The 15519-nt window shown below is 60.8% G+C and carries 14 protein-coding genes; 7 read left to right on the top strand and 7 right to left on the bottom strand.

What is annotated here, in order from left to right; all coding sequences use genetic code 11:
• Positions 1 to 213: 213 nt before the first annotated feature.
• Entirely contained in the window at positions 214 to 945 is a 732-nt protein-coding gene (locus ABN482_RS06720; RefSeq protein ID WP_349503258.1) for a peptidoglycan DD-metalloendopeptidase family protein, read from the top strand.
• 141 nt (positions 946 to 1086) lie between these two features.
• Here the strand turns inward: ABN482_RS06720 and ABN482_RS06715 are convergent, their stop codons facing one another.
• The 3 genes from ABN482_RS06715 to ABN482_RS06705 form a co-directional block, all read right to left on the bottom strand.
• Positions 1087 to 1746: a carbonic anhydrase gene (locus ABN482_RS06715; RefSeq protein WP_349503257.1), complete on the bottom strand. Its 660-nt coding sequence runs from the start codon at positions 1744 to 1746 to the stop codon at positions 1087 to 1089.
• Positions 1747 to 1831: 85 nt separating this feature from the next.
• Positions 1832 to 3022, bottom strand: coding sequence for a hypothetical protein (locus tag ABN482_RS06710; protein WP_349503256.1), 1191 nt, complete (start codon positions 3020 to 3022; stop codon positions 1832 to 1834).
• 36 nt (positions 3023 to 3058) lie between these two features.
• A complete protein-coding gene (locus tag ABN482_RS06705; RefSeq protein WP_349503255.1) occupies positions 3059 to 5272 on the bottom strand; it encodes a bifunctional diguanylate cyclase/phosphodiesterase in 2214 nt (737 codons plus the stop codon).
• Positions 5273 to 5514: 242 nt separating this feature from the next.
• On the opposite strand from ABN482_RS06705, the gene ABN482_RS06700 reads away from it, so the two are divergent.
• Positions 5515 to 6213: a TerC family protein gene (locus ABN482_RS06700; RefSeq protein ID WP_349503254.1), complete on the top strand. Its 699-nt coding sequence runs from the start codon at positions 5515 to 5517 to the stop codon at positions 6211 to 6213.
• 96 nt (positions 6214 to 6309) lie between these two features.
• On the opposite strand, the gene ABN482_RS06695 is transcribed toward ABN482_RS06700, so the two are convergent.
• From ABN482_RS06695 to ABN482_RS06685, 3 genes are all read right to left on the bottom strand, one after another.
• Positions 6310 to 7347: an HAD family hydrolase gene (locus ABN482_RS06695; RefSeq protein ID WP_349503253.1), complete on the bottom strand. Its 1038-nt coding sequence runs from the start codon at positions 7345 to 7347 to the stop codon at positions 6310 to 6312.
• Positions 7348 to 7611: 264 nt separating this feature from the next.
• Positions 7612 to 8721: an S-(hydroxymethyl)glutathione dehydrogenase/class III alcohol dehydrogenase gene (locus ABN482_RS06690; protein ID WP_109061925.1), complete on the bottom strand. Its 1110-nt coding sequence runs from the start codon at positions 8719 to 8721 to the stop codon at positions 7612 to 7614.
• Between the two features lie 77 nt (positions 8722 to 8798).
• Positions 8799 to 9074, bottom strand: coding sequence for a metal/formaldehyde-sensitive transcriptional repressor (locus ABN482_RS06685; protein ID WP_349503252.1), 276 nt, complete (start codon positions 9072 to 9074; stop codon positions 8799 to 8801).
• Between the two features lie 179 nt (positions 9075 to 9253).
• On the opposite strand from ABN482_RS06685, the gene ABN482_RS06680 reads away from it, so the two are divergent.
• On the top strand, positions 9254 to 9757 hold the full coding sequence (locus ABN482_RS06680) for a macro domain-containing protein (protein WP_349503251.1): 504 nt from the start codon (positions 9254 to 9256) through the stop codon (positions 9755 to 9757).
• A gap of 19 nt (positions 9758 to 9776) precedes the next feature.
• On the opposite strand, the gene ABN482_RS06675 is transcribed toward ABN482_RS06680, so the two are convergent.
• Entirely contained in the window at positions 9777 to 10538 is a 762-nt protein-coding gene (locus tag ABN482_RS06675; RefSeq protein WP_349503250.1) for a transporter substrate-binding domain-containing protein, read from the bottom strand.
• A 227-nt stretch (positions 10539 to 10765) separates the two neighbouring features.
• On the opposite strand from ABN482_RS06675, the gene ABN482_RS06670 reads away from it, so the two are divergent.
• The 4 genes from ABN482_RS06670 to ABN482_RS06655 all read left to right on the top strand — a co-directional run bounded on the left by ABN482_RS06670 (position 10766) and on the right by ABN482_RS06655 (position 15423).
• A complete protein-coding gene (locus ABN482_RS06670; protein WP_349503249.1) occupies positions 10766 to 11077 on the top strand; it encodes a DUF485 domain-containing protein in 312 nt (103 codons plus the stop codon).
• Entirely contained in the window at positions 11074 to 12738 is a 1665-nt protein-coding gene (actP, locus tag ABN482_RS06665) for a cation/acetate symporter ActP (RefSeq protein WP_349503248.1), read from the top strand. Before ABN482_RS06670 ends, actP begins: the two co-directional genes overlap by 4 nt.
• 68 nt (positions 12739 to 12806) lie before the next feature.
• On the top strand, positions 12807 to 14759 hold the full coding sequence (acs, locus tag ABN482_RS06660) for an acetate--CoA ligase (RefSeq protein ID WP_349503247.1): 1953 nt from the start codon (positions 12807 to 12809) through the stop codon (positions 14757 to 14759).
• 7 nt (positions 14760 to 14766) lie between these two features.
• Positions 14767 to 15423 (top strand): response regulator transcription factor, encoded by a 657-nt coding sequence (locus tag ABN482_RS06655; RefSeq protein WP_143858701.1) that lies wholly within the window; start codon positions 14767 to 14769, stop codon positions 15421 to 15423.
• Positions 15424 to 15519: the final 96 nt, after the last annotated feature.

The following is a 15519-nucleotide window of genomic DNA, read 5'->3' as shown; positions in this document are numbered from 1 at the left end:
TGAAACCGCGCAGCGACTCATCGCCCGACTGCCCCCAGCTCCTGTCCGAACCAGACTGCCACCGCCTCCACGCCGCTCCCTCCTTTCTGATACTATTCCCAGATAATTTTTCTGCAGCAGGTACCTGTTTTGTCTGGGCTGTTCTTTCTTGGCATGGATTCTTTTCTGAATCGTATATCCGCAAAACGCATCTTTCGGCTGCTTGGTGCCTGCATGGTTGCCGGCGTGCTGGCGGCATGTGCCTCGTCTTCGCCATCTTCCGGTGGCGGCGGGGTGGCCTCAGGGCCGGTGTCTGCCGGTCAGTATCGCGTCCAGAAGGGGGATACGCTTTACAGGATTGCACGCCGCCATGGCCGCAGTGTCGATGACCTGGTGCGCTGGAATCGCCTCTCGAACCGCCATCGCATCGAGGTTGGTCAGGTGTTGCGAGTCTCGCCGACCGGTTCTGCTGCCGGGGCCAGCACTTCAGCCGGACGCAGTGCGCCATCCGGTACAACTGCAGGGCGTACGCCATCGTCGTCGCCAAGCAGTCGTGGTACGGCTTCCGGTAGCAGTCGGCAGACGACAGCCCCGCTTGCCAACCTTCGCCTGGCCTGGCCGGCGGCCGGCCCGGTCACCAAGCGCTTTGGTGCCGGCAATGCCCGAGGCATTACCATTACCAATACCGACGGTACGCCGGTCTCTGCCGCTGCGGCGGGTACGGTAGCCTACGCAGGCAGCGGTCTGCTGGGATTCGGTAACCTGATCATTTTGCAGCACAGTGGCAATTACATGACGGTCTATGCACATAACCGCCGCCTGCTGGTCAAGGAGGGGCAGCGTGTTACCCAGGGGCAGCGGATTGCGGAAATGGGCAGCAGTGGTGCCAGTCAGGTTGGCCTGTATTTCGAGCTGCGACAGGATGGCAAGGCCATCGATCCGGCCAGGGCCTTACCAGCCCGATAGTGGCCAATAACAAGCTTGCCGCAGATTACCGGCCTGTAATGGCCGGATGGAGCGGCTGCGCTGATATATTTCCGGAGTCGGAACAAGAACGGGTGCCACAAGTGGCACCCGTTTTGCTTTTTAAGTCGCTTCCTGAATGTTTCAGGCAGCGCTGGGAATGACGTCTTCTGGCAGACAGGGCGTGAATTCGCCGGTTTCCGGGTTGCGAACCAGCAGCATGCCAGTGGCGACACCAAAATAGGCACCGTGCAGCGTCAGTTCTCCGCGTTCGACGCGATCCTTCACGACAGGGAAGGTCATCAGCGAATCCAGACTGTACTCGACGACAGCCAGCTCCAGGCGGCGCAGGTGACGTGTCATGTCACCGTCGGCGGGGGGGCCGACACGTTCGGCCACATGGGCAATCTGCGAAATCCACTTGCCGATGAAATCACCGGGTGAGAGCGGAACCGAGTTCTGCGCCAGGGCGCGGACACCGCCACATTGGGCGTGACCCAGTACCACGATGTGCTTGACCTTGAGCGCCTGGACGGCGAACTCAATGGCGGCGCTGGTGCCGTGGTAGCTTTCGCTGTCCTGTTCACAGGGCGGAACCAGATTGGCGACGTTGCGTGCGACGAACATTTCGCCCGGACCTGCGTCGAAGATCACCTCGGGCGAGACACGGGAGTCGCAACAGCCGATGATCATGATCTCAGGGCTCTGGCCGACCTCTGCCAGTGCCTCGTAGCGGGAACGTTCTTTGGGAAGACGGCCATCAAGAAAAGCGTGATAGCCATTGATCAGTCGATTAGGAAACATGGGGTGCCGTTGTGCTGAAGACCCCCATATTATGCCATCAAGGTCTGCCGGGCCGGGATTTACCCGTACCGGCAGCAGCGTTTTGTCAGCGTCGGCGGTTGCCGATCAGAGGGCGCCAGCGTGTCTCGGCGGCGGCCAGCCGTTGCGTGTAGTCGAGCAGTTGCGCAAGCATGCGACCATGTGCCTGGAGGCGATCCACGCCCTTTTCGGTCGTCTGCAGGTACAGATTGCCTTCGTTCTTGGGGTGCGTGTCGTTCTCGAATTGGGTCATCATGTGGGTCAGATCGCGGAACAGGCCATGTGGAATCATGATGGCTGGATCTTCGGGCACGATCGAGAAGACCGCCCAATCGGTATCGTGCCAGTATCCCCATCGATAGTAGGGGGCATTATGGTCTGTCAGGCGTGATGGACACCATGGATGACCATAGTGGGTCAGGATGTCACCGATGCGGGTCTGCTCGGCCACCCAGTGAATGGCAGGTGTGGGGCCCTGGGCCGGCAGGCGGGCGACCTGCCAGTAGCTGTCCATGTCGGGCAGGTAGATGCCAAAGCGGGGCCCGCCATCGAGATGCGTACGCTGGTACAGTGACTGTTCCGAGGCCAGCAGCCAGACTTCGCAACGGTCGGCGAAATGACAGATCAGGGCTTGACGATCCTGGGCCTGCAGAAAATCGGGCAGTGCAGCGGTATAGTCCTCCAGGCTCAGGCGCAGGGCTCCATTGCGCTTTTGCATGGACAGCCATTCGAAACCATCATGCGCTACCAGCGAGCGGTCACTGGCATTGAGGAACGGGCAGGTGGCCTCCCAGAGTGTGCCGTGCCGGTACCAGTCTTCCAGCGACAGCGCATCCTGCAGATAGGCATTGCCGTAGCTTGCCCAAAGGACACGGCGCCAGCGAGCAGGGGTGTCCGGCCTGAGGGCGGGATCATCCGACAGCGTACCGGCCTGAAGGCCCTGGAGTGCGGGCAGGCTGCTCGGAGGATAGGGGACTTGTTCTGGATCGATCCCCGAAGGTGACGGTGTGCTCAACAACTCGCCGAGTATGTTGTCGGCCTCTGGTGGGCGTGCCACGGCCAGGGGCGCATCGGGTTCGGCGGGGCTGTCATCACCCTCCTGCTGCGCAGGCACCAGCGCGGTATCGGGCTGACTGTGGAGACGGTACTGGATCAGCGCGAAGAGTGCGACCAGCAGCACGCCTGCCAATCCCCATGACGATGTTCCGAGGATCAGAAACCAACCCAGCGCCAGACTCAACCATGAAAGCAGTTTCAAAACGTGCACCTGTAAGTTTTATTGTCCGAGTGTATGTCAGGAAATCCAGGGTGTGTTGATCTCGATCCAGGATGGGACGGCATGCGCCGGTAATGGATGAGAGAACAGATAACCCTGTCCGATGTGATAGCCCAGTTCGGTCAGTTGCGCCAGATGACTCGAGGTTTCGATGCCTTCGGCAATGACTGGCAACTGCATGCTGTCGCCGATGTGGAGAATGGCCTGTGTCAGGGCATGCAGGGTGATATCGGTGTCCATGCCGTGCACATAGCTTTTGTCGAGCTTGATGGCGCAAACGGGCAGGCGACGCAGATAGCCGAGGCTTGAGTAGCCGGTGCCGAAATCATCCAGCGCCAGGCGGATGCCCAGGCGATGAATGGCATCCAGGGTGCGCAGTGTATCCGGGTGGTTGTCCAGAAGGACGTTTTCCGTGATCTCCAGGATGAGGTCTTGCGGCGAAAGGTTTTCATCCCACAGGATCTGCCCTATCTTGGTGGGAAGCTCCGCATCGTGCAGGCTGTTGGGCGACAGGTTCACGGAAATGGACGGGATGAGGGCACCGGCGCTGCGCCAGTGTTGCAACTGTTGGCAGGCCTCAGTGATCGACCAGATGCCAATGCGGTCGATCAGTCCGCAGTTTTCTGCGATCCGGATGAACAGTGTCGGCGGGACGTGGCCGAGCCTGGGATGATACCAGCGGGTCAGCGCCTCGAATCCGTGCAGCGAGCCATCCCTGAGGTCGATCTGCGGCTGGTAGTAAAGTCGCAACTGGGCGCTATCAAGGGCATCATGCAGCGCGGACTCCAGGGCAATATGCTCTTGCGTGGCTTCGTTGATGGCGTTGTCGAAGAAATTCCAGCGATTCCGTCCGGCTGTCTTGGCCTGGTCCAGCGCCATGCTGGCTCGGCTGATAAGCTGTTCTGTATCCTGTCCATCTTCCGGATATGTACTGATGCCGATACAGGCGGATGGGTGGATGGGGACATTGCCGATCAGCACCGGCTGGCTGAGCTGCTCCAGGATATTGCCGGCGATGTCGACGACATGCCGCATGTCGCGGAATGCCACGATGGCGATGAATTCGTCGGCAGAGAGCCTGCAGACGATGTCGGGCTCGACGATCTGCCCCTTGAGCCGATGTGCGGTGGTTTTCAGCAGCGTGTTGCCGGCAGCGGTGCCGAGGGAGTCATTGATGCGCTTGAAGCCGTCTATATCGATGAACATGAACGCCAGCTTGCTGCTGGCGCGTGAAGCTGCCGCCAGGGCCTGGCGTGACTGGGCTTGCAGGAATTGCCGGTTGGGCAGTCCGGTCAGGTCGTCGTAAAAGACCAGGCGCTGGATTTCGTCGCGCGAGGCCTCGCGCTCGAACAGCAGTGCGCAAAGTTGCAGGCACAGCGCGGTCAACTGCGCCTGCATGGCATCGTTTTTCTGTGGGTGGCGATAGTATTGCGTGAAAACGCCGACTACCCTGTCGTTGCCACCCTTGATCGGATGCGAGTAGCTGGCATGCAATCCCAGTGAAAGCGGCAGATGACGATGGTGTTCCCAGAGCGGGCTGGTGGCGATGTCATTGCTGACCACGGTTTGTCCGAGATAGGCTGCCGTACCGCTTGATCCGGCCATCGGGCCGATCTGCATGCCCTCGGTTTCATCATAGAAATGCTTGGGCATGCCGGGCGCTGCGAGGATGCGCAGGCGGTCTTCTGCGTCGACCTTGGCGATGGTGGCAACACAGTCCGGCTGCAGCGTCATTACCTCATGGCATAGCAGTGTGGCAATATCGTAGATCGGCTTGTCTTCGACCAGCGCGGCAAGTATCTTGCCATTGAATTGCTCATGGATCTTTGACATGCCGATGTCGGTCAGCATCATGGCAAGGCAGGTATTGTCCTGGTGATCTGGCAGGCAGGGCATGATCTGGCAGGCGCACCATAGTGGTCGCCCCTGGGCATGGCGCAAGGGCAGATCGATGCGCACCGGCACCGCTTTCGACAGACAGTGACGTGCCTGGTTGTGCCAGATCTGCAGATCCTCCGATGACAGCAGCATGTCGAGCGATTGGCCGTCCAGGTTGGCTGGTGCATGCCCCAGCAGTTGGGCCACACCTGGGGTGGCATGCCGGATGAACCCATTGCCGTCAATGATGAGGAGGGCACACAGGCTGCCGGTCAGTGTGCTGACCAGAATGTTCCTGATGTGTGGCTCGCTCTCGGCGAGCTGAGGTAAAGGGGGAGTATGGCGAGAACCCATGGCAGGTGCCTGGCTCCTGAAAAGACAAAAGACCACTTCGCAGTATTCCCCAACTTTCTGTCAGGGTATTGTGAAAACAACCTGCTGGTTTGGCCCTAGTTCAACATTTGGAATTATGTGTGACAAACAGGGCGGTAGCCTGACAACTGAAAGCTAAATGAAATTTACGCAGATCGATGTTGTGCCATAATCGGGAAACCTTACATTATCCTTAAAGCAACCACAGACAGCATTTATCCATCATGATTGAATTCCTGCAGACCCTGAGTTGGGCAGCTGTATTCCAGATTATTGCCATCGATATCCTGCTGGGGGGCGACAATGCCGTCGTTATTGCCCTGGCGTGTCGCAACCTGCCGCCAGAGCAGCGTCTCAAGGGTGTGTTGTGGGGAACTGCAGGCGCGATTATTTTGCGTGTGATCCTGATTGCCTTTGCGTTGACGCTGCTGACCATTCCTTATCTCAAGATCGTGGGGGGAGCCCTGTTGCTGTGGATCGGCGTCAAGCTGCTGATGCCCGAGGATGAGGGACATGCCAATGTGCAGGGCGGCGCTTCGATCTGGGCTGCGATCAAGACGATCATCGTGGCCGACTTCGTCATGAGTCTCGACAATGTCATCGCGATTGCCGGTGCGGCCCAGGGAGCCCATCCTGATCATCAGGTGGGGTTGGTGATTTTTGGCTTGGTAGTCAGCGTGCCGATCATCATCTGGGGCAGCACGATTGTGCTCAAGCTGATTGACCGCTATCCCCTGGTCATCACGCTGGGCGCTGCGCTGCTGGGCTGGATTGCCGGCGGCATGATCGTGGGTGACGTCGTGGCTGTACGCCATTTCGGGGAACCCGGCACGGCGACTTCGCTGATTGCGCAGGTGGTGGGTGCCCTGTTCGTGGTGGGCCTGGGTCGGGTGCTGGCCGAGCGCCGCCGCAGCAGCAAGTAAACGACTGGGGCTGACACCTTCTGCGGAAGGTGTCACCGCAAACCGCCGGATGTGTTTACACATGCCGGCGGTTTTTCATTGCCGGCACAATGTGATTCAGCGCGCGCTGGGGTAGACCGTATTCCAGTCGTCGCGGATGCTGATGCGTGTCCAGTCACGCTCGGCTGCGCGTGCATGGCTGCGGTCGGCTCCCCGGGCGTAGTCATATTCACGCTGTGCGTCGTCGTGATCCACCAGCAACACCAGGGAGGGGCCGCTGCGGTCGGCCACATAGGTCATCATGGCCAGGTCGCCATCCGAATTGCCGGCGGCCAGGATGGGACGCATGCCCAGGGCAACCTCGATGCCGACAGGCTTGTCTTCGTTGTAGTTATAGAAATCCAGTGTGGGTTCGCGCATGACGACCGAACCGCCTTCCTGCTCCTGGTAGGTCATTTTCCAGCGGGTGGCAAGCACTTCATAGGGCTGGATGCCATAGACGGGAGCCAGTGCGCGGGTGAATTCATCGAATCCACCCGTGCTGATGTAGGTGCGAAAGCCATGACCACGCAGCAGGTCGAGCAGCTCCAGCATGGGCTGGTAAACCATGTCCCGGTAGAGCATGCCGGTTTCCGGATGCCGGGCGGTGGCCAGCCAGTCGCGGGCAATCGCGCGGAAGCTTTCCTGGTCCAGGCCGGTTTCCGCCAGCGCGGCCAGTCGGATCACTTCCTTGCCGCCCAGCTTGGGCGGATCAGCCGGATCGTTGGCGATGACCGAGGCCAGCAGGGGGTCGGCCATCCATTCGGGATGCTCCGGTGCCAGCGCGCGTACGCGGTCTATGTAGAACTGTACCGAGAACCAATGCGGCTTTTCCGCCCAAAGTGTGCCGTCGTTGTCGAAGACCGCCAGTCGCTCGGCAGGAGGCACATAGTCAGGGTGGCCGGGTGTGGTGACATGCTCGATGAATGCCAGGATTTCCTGCCGGGCTGCGCGATCCTGCCAGGAGGGAAGCGCCTGCGTGGTGGCTTGTGTGGCGCAGGTTGCCGAAACGGCAGAGCGGGCCGGGCTGTCTGCGGGAGGCAGGGTGCAGCCGGCCAGGGCAAGGGTGGCGGCGATCAGGCCGACGCGCAGGCGAAGGGAGAAGGAAGGGGACATGGGATAGGCAACCGTAGCGAACGAGGATGACAGCAGTCGCGCTGTGTGCCCAGATTCTAACCGCCGATGCCGCCTTGGCGGGGACCGCGATATCCAGTCAGCCCGGAGATGCGCATTTTTTGCGCAGTGCGTGTGATGGCCGCATGGTTGCGAGGGTGGAGGGATATACCCATCGCTTGCCCCCAGGGTTGTCCACAGGTGATGGGGACAACCCTGGCAAGGGCAGCCCACGACAGCCAGAGGCTCGTGGGGGGGCTGCATCGATCAGTAGTGGATGACCGTGCGGATCGATTTGCCTTCGTGCATCAGGTCGAAGGCTTCATTGATCTGTTCCAGCGGCATCGTGTGGGTGATGAAGGGATCAAGGTCGATTTCTCCCTTCATGGATTGCTCGACCATGCCTGGCAACTGCGTACGGCCCTTCACCCCGCCGAAGGCCGAGCCGCGCCAGACGCGGCCGGTGACCAGCTGGAACGGGCGGGTCCGGATTTCCTGCCCGGCACCGGCCACGCCGATGATGACGCTTTCGCCCCAGCCCTTGTGGCAGCACTCGAGCGCGGCTCGCATGACGTCCACATTGCCGATGCACTCGAAGCTGAAATCGACGCCGCCGTCGGTCATCTCGACGATGACTTCCTGGATGGGCCGCTCATGATCCTTGGGATTGATGCAGTCGGTGGCCCCCATGGCCTGCGCAAGGATGAACTTGTTGGGGTTGGTGTCGATGGCGATGATGCGGCCTGCCTTGGCCTGTACTGCGCCCTGGATCGCGGCCAGCCCGATGCCGCCCAGGCCGAAGATGGCGACGGTATCGCCTTCCTGTACCTTGGCGGTGTTGTGGACGGCACCGATGCCGGTGGTCACGCCGCAGCCCAGCAGGCAGACTTTTTCCAGCGGAGCCTCGGGATTGATGACTGCCAGCGAGATTTCGGGCACGACCGTGTATTCGCTGAAAGTCGAGCAACCCATGTAGTGGTAGATGGGTTCGCCGTTGTAGGAGAAGCGCGTGGTGCCATCGGGCATCAGGCCCTTGCCCTGGGTCGCGCGTACGGCCTGGCAGAGGTTGGTCTTGCCGGACAGGCAGAATTTGCAGGCACGACACTCTGCGGTATAGAGCGGGATGACATGATCGCCGGGCTTCAGGCTGGTGACGCCTTCGCCGACCTCGACCACGATGCCGCCGCCCTCATGGCCGAGCACCGCCGGAAAAATGCCTTCCGGATCGTCTCCCGACAGGGTGAAGGCATCAGTGTGGCAGACGCCGGTGTGCGTGATGCGGACCAGGACTTCACCTTTTTGAGGGGGGGCGACATCGATCTCGACGATTTCGAGGGGCTTGCCTGGGCCGAAGGCCACTGCTGCACGTGATTTCATGGTGGAACTCCTTGTTGGTATGGAATGGCGCGGCGAGGCCGGCGCGTGCGAGAAGGACACAGAGAACGGGATGCTGCCTACTTGAGATAGGAGCGGACCAGACTGTTGAGCTCTTCGATCTGGCGGCTGCGTTCGGGGGAGGTGTCGGGCGTCTGGCCGAAGGTTTCGCGGATATGGGCTTCCATGACCTCCGACATCAGGCCGTTGACGGCACCGCGGATGGCCGCGATCTGCTGCAGGACGGCAGCACATCTCTGGTCCGCATCGAGCGCGCGCAGCAATGCTTCGGTCTGTCCGCGAATGCGCTTGACGCGTGCGGTGACGCGTTTTTTCTCATGAACGGTATAAGGCATGTCCAGCACTCTCTATATACTGGGGGGTAGTATATTTATATTGTCTGGCCATGGCAAGTCGAGTGGCAGGAAATACAGCGCAGCGTGTTTGATCACTGTCAAGGCAGGGCCGGCATGGCGGGCGTACCCTGACATTGCCAGCTGGTTCTAGTAGAAGTGTTCAACCAAGAGGAATAATCATGATTCGAGAAGTTGAAGGCGATATTCTGCTGACCCAGGCCCAGGTGATTGCCCACGGCATCGCGCCACAGGATCCGTTCGACAGCGGCCTTGCGCTGGCGCTGCGCGAGCGCTGGCCGTCGCTGGTCAAGGATTACCGGCATGCCGTGCGTGCCCATTCCGTCGAACCGGGCGACATCTGGCCCTGGGCCGGTGTGAACGAGGATGGTTCGGTGCGTCGCATCGTCAACCTGGTGACCCAGGACAGCCTGGGTGATGGCCGTACGGCTCGGCCCGGCAAGGCAACCCTCGAGAATGTGGGGCATGCCTTGCGCCATCTGGCCAGGCATCTGCGCGACGAGCACGTCACCAGCGTGGCATTGCCCCGGCTGGCAACCGGCGTGGGCGGGCTGGCGTGGCATGATGTCAAGCCGTTGCTGGAAAAGTACCTGGGCGAACTGGATATCCCCGTGATCGTCTACGAGGTCTATCGTTCCGGCGTGCAGGCCGACGAGGCGATCTGACAGATCGCCTCTCAGGCGGTCAGTCTTCCGGCGGGCGCAGGGGTGCCACCGTGGCCCCTGCGATGCCGTGTTCGTCGAGGCGAGCCTGGATGAAGCCGCTCTGCTTGAGATATTCGGTATAGGCCGCCAGGAATCGGGCGGCATCCGCGCCGACCTCTTCGGAAATGCCGAGTACCTGTTGCAGGACCATGAAGCAGCCATCGAGCTGGCGCAGCCGGTCTTTGTGGGGGGAATCATTCCAGGACGTCTGGCGGATGCCGACGACCGCATCGGCACCGCTGTCGAGCATGCGGGCGATGGCATCGAGCGAGGTGCTTGCGCGTACCAGCTGTGCATATTCCAGTGACTTGCCCAGGAATTGCTCGTAGGCGCTGCCCTGGCTGACCACCACCTTGTGATGGGCCTGGTCCACGTCTTCATTGCTGCGGATGGGGGACTCCTGCCTGACCAGATAGCAGCCTTCGATCAGCAGATAGGGCGCGCTGGTGGCGATGGGCTGGTCCTGACAACTGTCGAGGGTGAAGAAACCGAGATCCGCTTCAAGGCTGCCGACGGCCTCGACGGCCTGGCGTGCATTGTCCACCACCATCAGGCGGGCTTCCACGCCCAGGCGCTGGGCCAGATCCTGGGCAATATCGATGGAGACACCTGCGACCTGCTGTTCCGGGCCTGGCCGCACGCGTGCCAGTGCAGGATTGCCCAGGTTGATGACGGTGCGCAGTACGCCGGTGGGGGCGAGGCTGGCAACCAGTGTGGGGTCGATGGTGAGGATCGCACTCATGGTGATGTCTCCTGAAAATCACTGGCGATGACTGCTGGGTCGATCGATAACTCTGGATCGATCGGCTGCTAGTGTATCAGCACAATGGTGTTTCCCAGTACGACCAAAGTCGCGCTGTCCATGCCGCTGGCAGGGCTTTATATTGGCTGCCAGAAACCGCGTGTAGCGGTGTCGATATACGCAGGGCCATAACCTGCGATACCCCATAAACGACTGGAGGCATCAACATGAGCGACAAAGATGTTGTCACTGCCGTTCTCAAGCATCCCAAGTATCAGGAATTGCTGAGGCGGCGCAACCGGATGAGCATGCAGTTCTTCATTGCGACTCTGGTCATTTACGCAGGGTTCATCCTGACCCTGGCCTTCGATCCCGAACTGTTCGGCAGTCCCCTTGGGCCGGGCTGGACGATGAGTATCGGCGTGCTTGCGGGCGTGCTGGTCTGCGTGAGCGCTGTGGTGCTGGTGGCGGTCTATATCTACTTTTCCAACAAGATATTCGACCCCCTCATCAAGGACATCGTGAAGGACGTATCATGAAAAAAATATTTGCTGCTTCCTGGCTGTTCTTCGCCATGACGGGGCTGGCACAGGCCGCTGCGCCTGGGCAGGTCAGCACGTCCGCCATTGTCATGTTCCTGGTCTTCATCGCCGGCACGATGGGCATCACATGGTGGGCTGCCCGCCGCACGGTGACGACATCCGATTTCTATACCGCAGGTGGCGGTCTCACCGGTTTCCAGAATGGCCTGGCCATTGCGGGTGACTATCTGTCGGCGGCGTCCTTCCTCGGGATTGCCGGGCTGGTCTATGTGAGCGGTTTCGATGGCATGATCTATGCCATCGGCTTCCTGTTTGGCTGGCCGGTGGTGATGTTCCTGATCGCCGAGCGCCTGCGCAATCTGGGTCGCTACAACTTTGCCGACGTGACTTCGTTCCGTCTGGGCCAGACGCCGATGCGCGTGCTGGCAGCAAGTGCTTCGCTGCTGATCATTGCGTTGTACCTGATTGCGCAGATGGTAGGGGCGGGCAAGCTGATCGTGCTGCTGTTCGGCCTCAACTACAAGCTGGCCGTGCTGATCGTCGGCGCGCTGATGATGATCTACGTAGCCTTTGGTGGCATGACGGCCACCACCTGGGTGCAGATCATCAAGGCCGTGCTGATGCTGTTCGGTGCGACGCTGATGGCCGTGCTGGTACTGGCGATCTTCAATTACAACCCCAATACCATGCTGGCAGAAGCCGTCAAGGTGCATCCCAACCATCTTGCATTGATGGCGCCGGGCGCATCGGTCAGCAGCAATCCGCTCAATGCGCTGTCACTGGGGATAGCCCTGGCGTTCGGTACGGCAGGCCTGCCGCATATCCTGATGCGATTCTTTACGGTGTCCAATGCCCAGGAAGCGCGCAAGTCTGTGATCTATGCCACCAGCTTCATCGGCTACTTCTATATCCTGACTTTCATCATCGGTTTTGGTGCCATTGCCCTGCTGGTTCGTCATCCCGAGTATTTCGTGACGGGACCGGATGGCAAGTTCAATATGCTCACCAACCTGATCGGTGGTACCAACATGGTGGCCGTGCACCTGGCCAATGCCGTTGGTGGCAACCTGCTGCTGGGCTTTCTGGCTGCGGTGACGTTCGCTACGATCGTGGCGGTGGTGGCTGGTCTGGCGCTGGCCGGTGCAGCCGCAATCTCCCACGACCTGTATGCCAACGTGTTTGCCAAGGGCCGTGCGACCGAGCAGCAGCAGATGCGCATCTCCCGCCTTTCGACGGTGGCGCTGGGCGTACTGTCCATCCTGTTGGGGATCGTGTTCGAGAACCAGAATGTGGCCTTCATGGTGGGCCTGGCCTTCGCGATTGCGGCCAGCTCCAACTTCCCGGTCCTGGTGATGTCGATCTCGTGGCGCGGCTGCACGACCCGTGGGGCAACCATCGGCGGCTTTATCGGTCTGGCCACGGCCACGATCTGGGTGGTGCTGAGCAAGACGGTCTGGGTCGACGTACTGGGCAATGCCGAAGCCATCGTGCCGTTCCCGAATCCGGGTATCCTGTCGATTCCGCTGGCGTTCCTGTCGATCTGGCTGTTCTCCAAGCTTGATAACAGCGAGCAGGCCCGCAAGGAAAGCGAAGCCTTCGATGCACTGACAGTGCGCAGCCAGACCGGGATCGGTTCTACGTCGGCCGTTTCCCACTAAACTGATCTGTCGATGACCATGCCTGGACCCTCCGGGGTCCAGGCCTGATTTCTGAAAGAGGTAATGCCATGACCGAAGTTCTCGACCGCTATCCCGCTCCTGCCGGATTTGCTGGCCCCAATACGATCACCGAAGCCGAGTACAACCGACTGTACAAAGAGTCGATCGATGATCCTGATGCGTTCTGGGGCAAGGTCGCCAAGCGCCTGCAATGGTATAAGGAACCGACCAGGATCCGCGATGTCGACCTTAATCCCGACCACTTCAAGATCAAGTGGTACGAAGACGGCGAGCTGAACGTCAGTGTCAACTGCGTGGATCGCCATCTCGAAAAGCGGGCCGACAAGACCGCCATCATCTGGGAACCGGACGATCCCAACGCACCAGCGCAACGCATCACCTACCGTGAACTGTATACCCGCGTCTGCAAGCTGGCCAATGCGCTGCGCAAGCTGGGCGTGGGCAAGGGTGATCGGGTCACGGTCTATCTGCCGATGGTGGTCGATGCTGCCGTGGCGCTGCTGGCCTGCGCCCGTATCGGTGCGATCCACAACGTGGTGTTCGGTGGTTTTTCGCCGACATCGCTGGCCGACCGGGTGCGCGACTGTGACGCCAAGGTAGTGATCACGGCCGATGAAGGCCTGCGTGCCGGCCGTCGCGTGGCGCTCAAGGCCAACGTCGATGCTGCGCTGCAACTGCCGGACGTGACCAGTGTCGAGGCGGTTGTGGTACTGCGTCATACCGGTGGCGAGATCGAGATGCAGACGGGTCGCGATCACTGGTGGCACGAAGTGACGGCCAATGAGCCGGGTGATTGCGAGCCCGAGCGCATGAATGCCGAAGATCCGCTCTTCATTCTCTACACCTCGGGCAGTACCGGCAAGCCCAAGGGCGTGTTGCATACGTCGGGGGGCTACCTGACCTATGCCAGCTATACCCATGAGTGCGTGTTCGACCTGCGCGAAGACGACGTGTACTGGTGCACGGCCGATATCGGCTGGGTCACCGGCCACAGCTATATCGTCTACGGCCCGCTGGCCAATGGTGCCACCACGGTCATTTTCGAGGGCGTGCCCAGCTATCCCGATTCGTCGCGCTTCTGGACCACCATCGACAAGCATCAGGTCTCGATTTTCTATACGGCACCCACGGCGATCCGTGCGTTGATGCGCGATGGCGAGGCACCGGTCAAGAAAGCCTCGCGCAAGTCGCTGCGACTGCTGGGCACGGTGGGCGAGCCGATCAATCCCGAAGCCTGGCGCTGGTACTACGATGTGGTGGGCGACGGCCGCTGCCCGATCGTCGATACCTGGTGGCAGACTGAAACCGGCGGTTGCCTGATGGTGCCGCTGCCGGGTGCCACGGCGGCCAAGCCGGGGGCGGCCATGAAGCCGTTCTTTGGTGTCGAGCCGGCACTGGTTGATGCCAACGGAGAGTTTATCCAGGGGGCCGGCGAGGGGAATCTGGTGCTGATGGGATCGTGGCCCGGCCAGATGCGGACGGTGTACGGTGATCACCAGCGGTTCATCGATACGTACTTCAGGGCCTATCCGGGCATGTACTTCACGGGAGATGGCTGCCGCCGCGACGCCGATGGCGACTACTGGATCACCGGGCGTGTCGATGACGTGATCAACGTCAGCGGCCACCGGATCGGTACGGCTGAACTGGAAAGCGCATTGGTGCTGCACGCCAAGGTCGCCGAGGCCGCTGCGGTCGGTTTCAACCATGACGTCAAGGGCCAGGGTATCTATGTGTACGTGACGCTCAAGGCCGGCGAGGTCCCGAGCGAGGAGCTGCGCAAGGAGCTGGTGGCCCATGTGCGCCAGAATATCGGCCCCATCGCCACGCCGGACTACCTGCAGTGGGCACCTGCATTGCCCAAGACGCGTTCGGGTAAAATCATGCGGCGCATCCTGCGCAAGATTGCCGAAAACGCGCCTGAGCAATTGGGTGACATCAGCACGCTGGCCGATCCGTCGGTCGTCGAGTCGCTGGTCCAGGAGCGTTTCATCCGCTGATGACCGCATGACAGAACTGCTGATTGCCGACGACCATCCCCTGTTTCGCGAAGCGTTGCGCGGGGTGGTCGCGCGGGCATTGCCAGGGACTGCCATCCATGAAGCCGACCAGCTCGCACGCCTGTACGAACTGGTCGAGGAATATCCCGATGCCGACCTGCTGCTGCTGGATCTCGATATGCCGGGAGCCAGTGGTTTCAGCGCACTCATTCACCTGCGGGCACTGCATCCGCAACTGCCTGTCATCATTGTCTCGGCACATGAAGACCCGCTGCTGATGCGACGGGCGCTCGACCATGGTGCCATGGGATTCATCCCGAAGTCCGCCGATGCCACCATTCTCGGGCAGGCCCTGCAGCAGGTGCTCGATGGCGGTACCTGGGTTCCAGAAGTGGCCTATTCCGTCCAGGGAGCCAGTGATGAGGAGCAACTCGTGGCCGCCCGTGTGCGTGAGCTGACACCACAGCAGTTTCGTGTGCTGCAGATGGTCGGAGCCGGACAGCTCAACAAGCAGATTGCCTATGATCTTGGCGTATCCGAAGCCACGGTCAAGGCGCACATGACCGCGATCATGCGCAAGCTGGGCGCGTCCAACCGTACCCAGGCAGTGCTGGTTGCCGGCAAGCTGGGCCTGAACCTGCCGAATCGGCCGATCCAGGACTGAGCCTGCTTTTTTTGTCACCGGGCCGCCCCAAGACAAAAAGCGCCCCTTTGGGGGCAGCGCCGGCGCGCAGTGACAAGCATGAGGGTATTTTTTGGC

The sequence above is a fragment of the Corticimicrobacter sp. genome (assembly GCF_040137905.1).
Taxonomy (GTDB): domain Bacteria; phylum Pseudomonadota; class Gammaproteobacteria; order Burkholderiales; family Burkholderiaceae_B; genus Corticimicrobacter.
The sequence above is the reverse complement of the archived record's forward strand: the minus strand, read 5'-3'. Positions and strand labels throughout refer to the sequence as shown.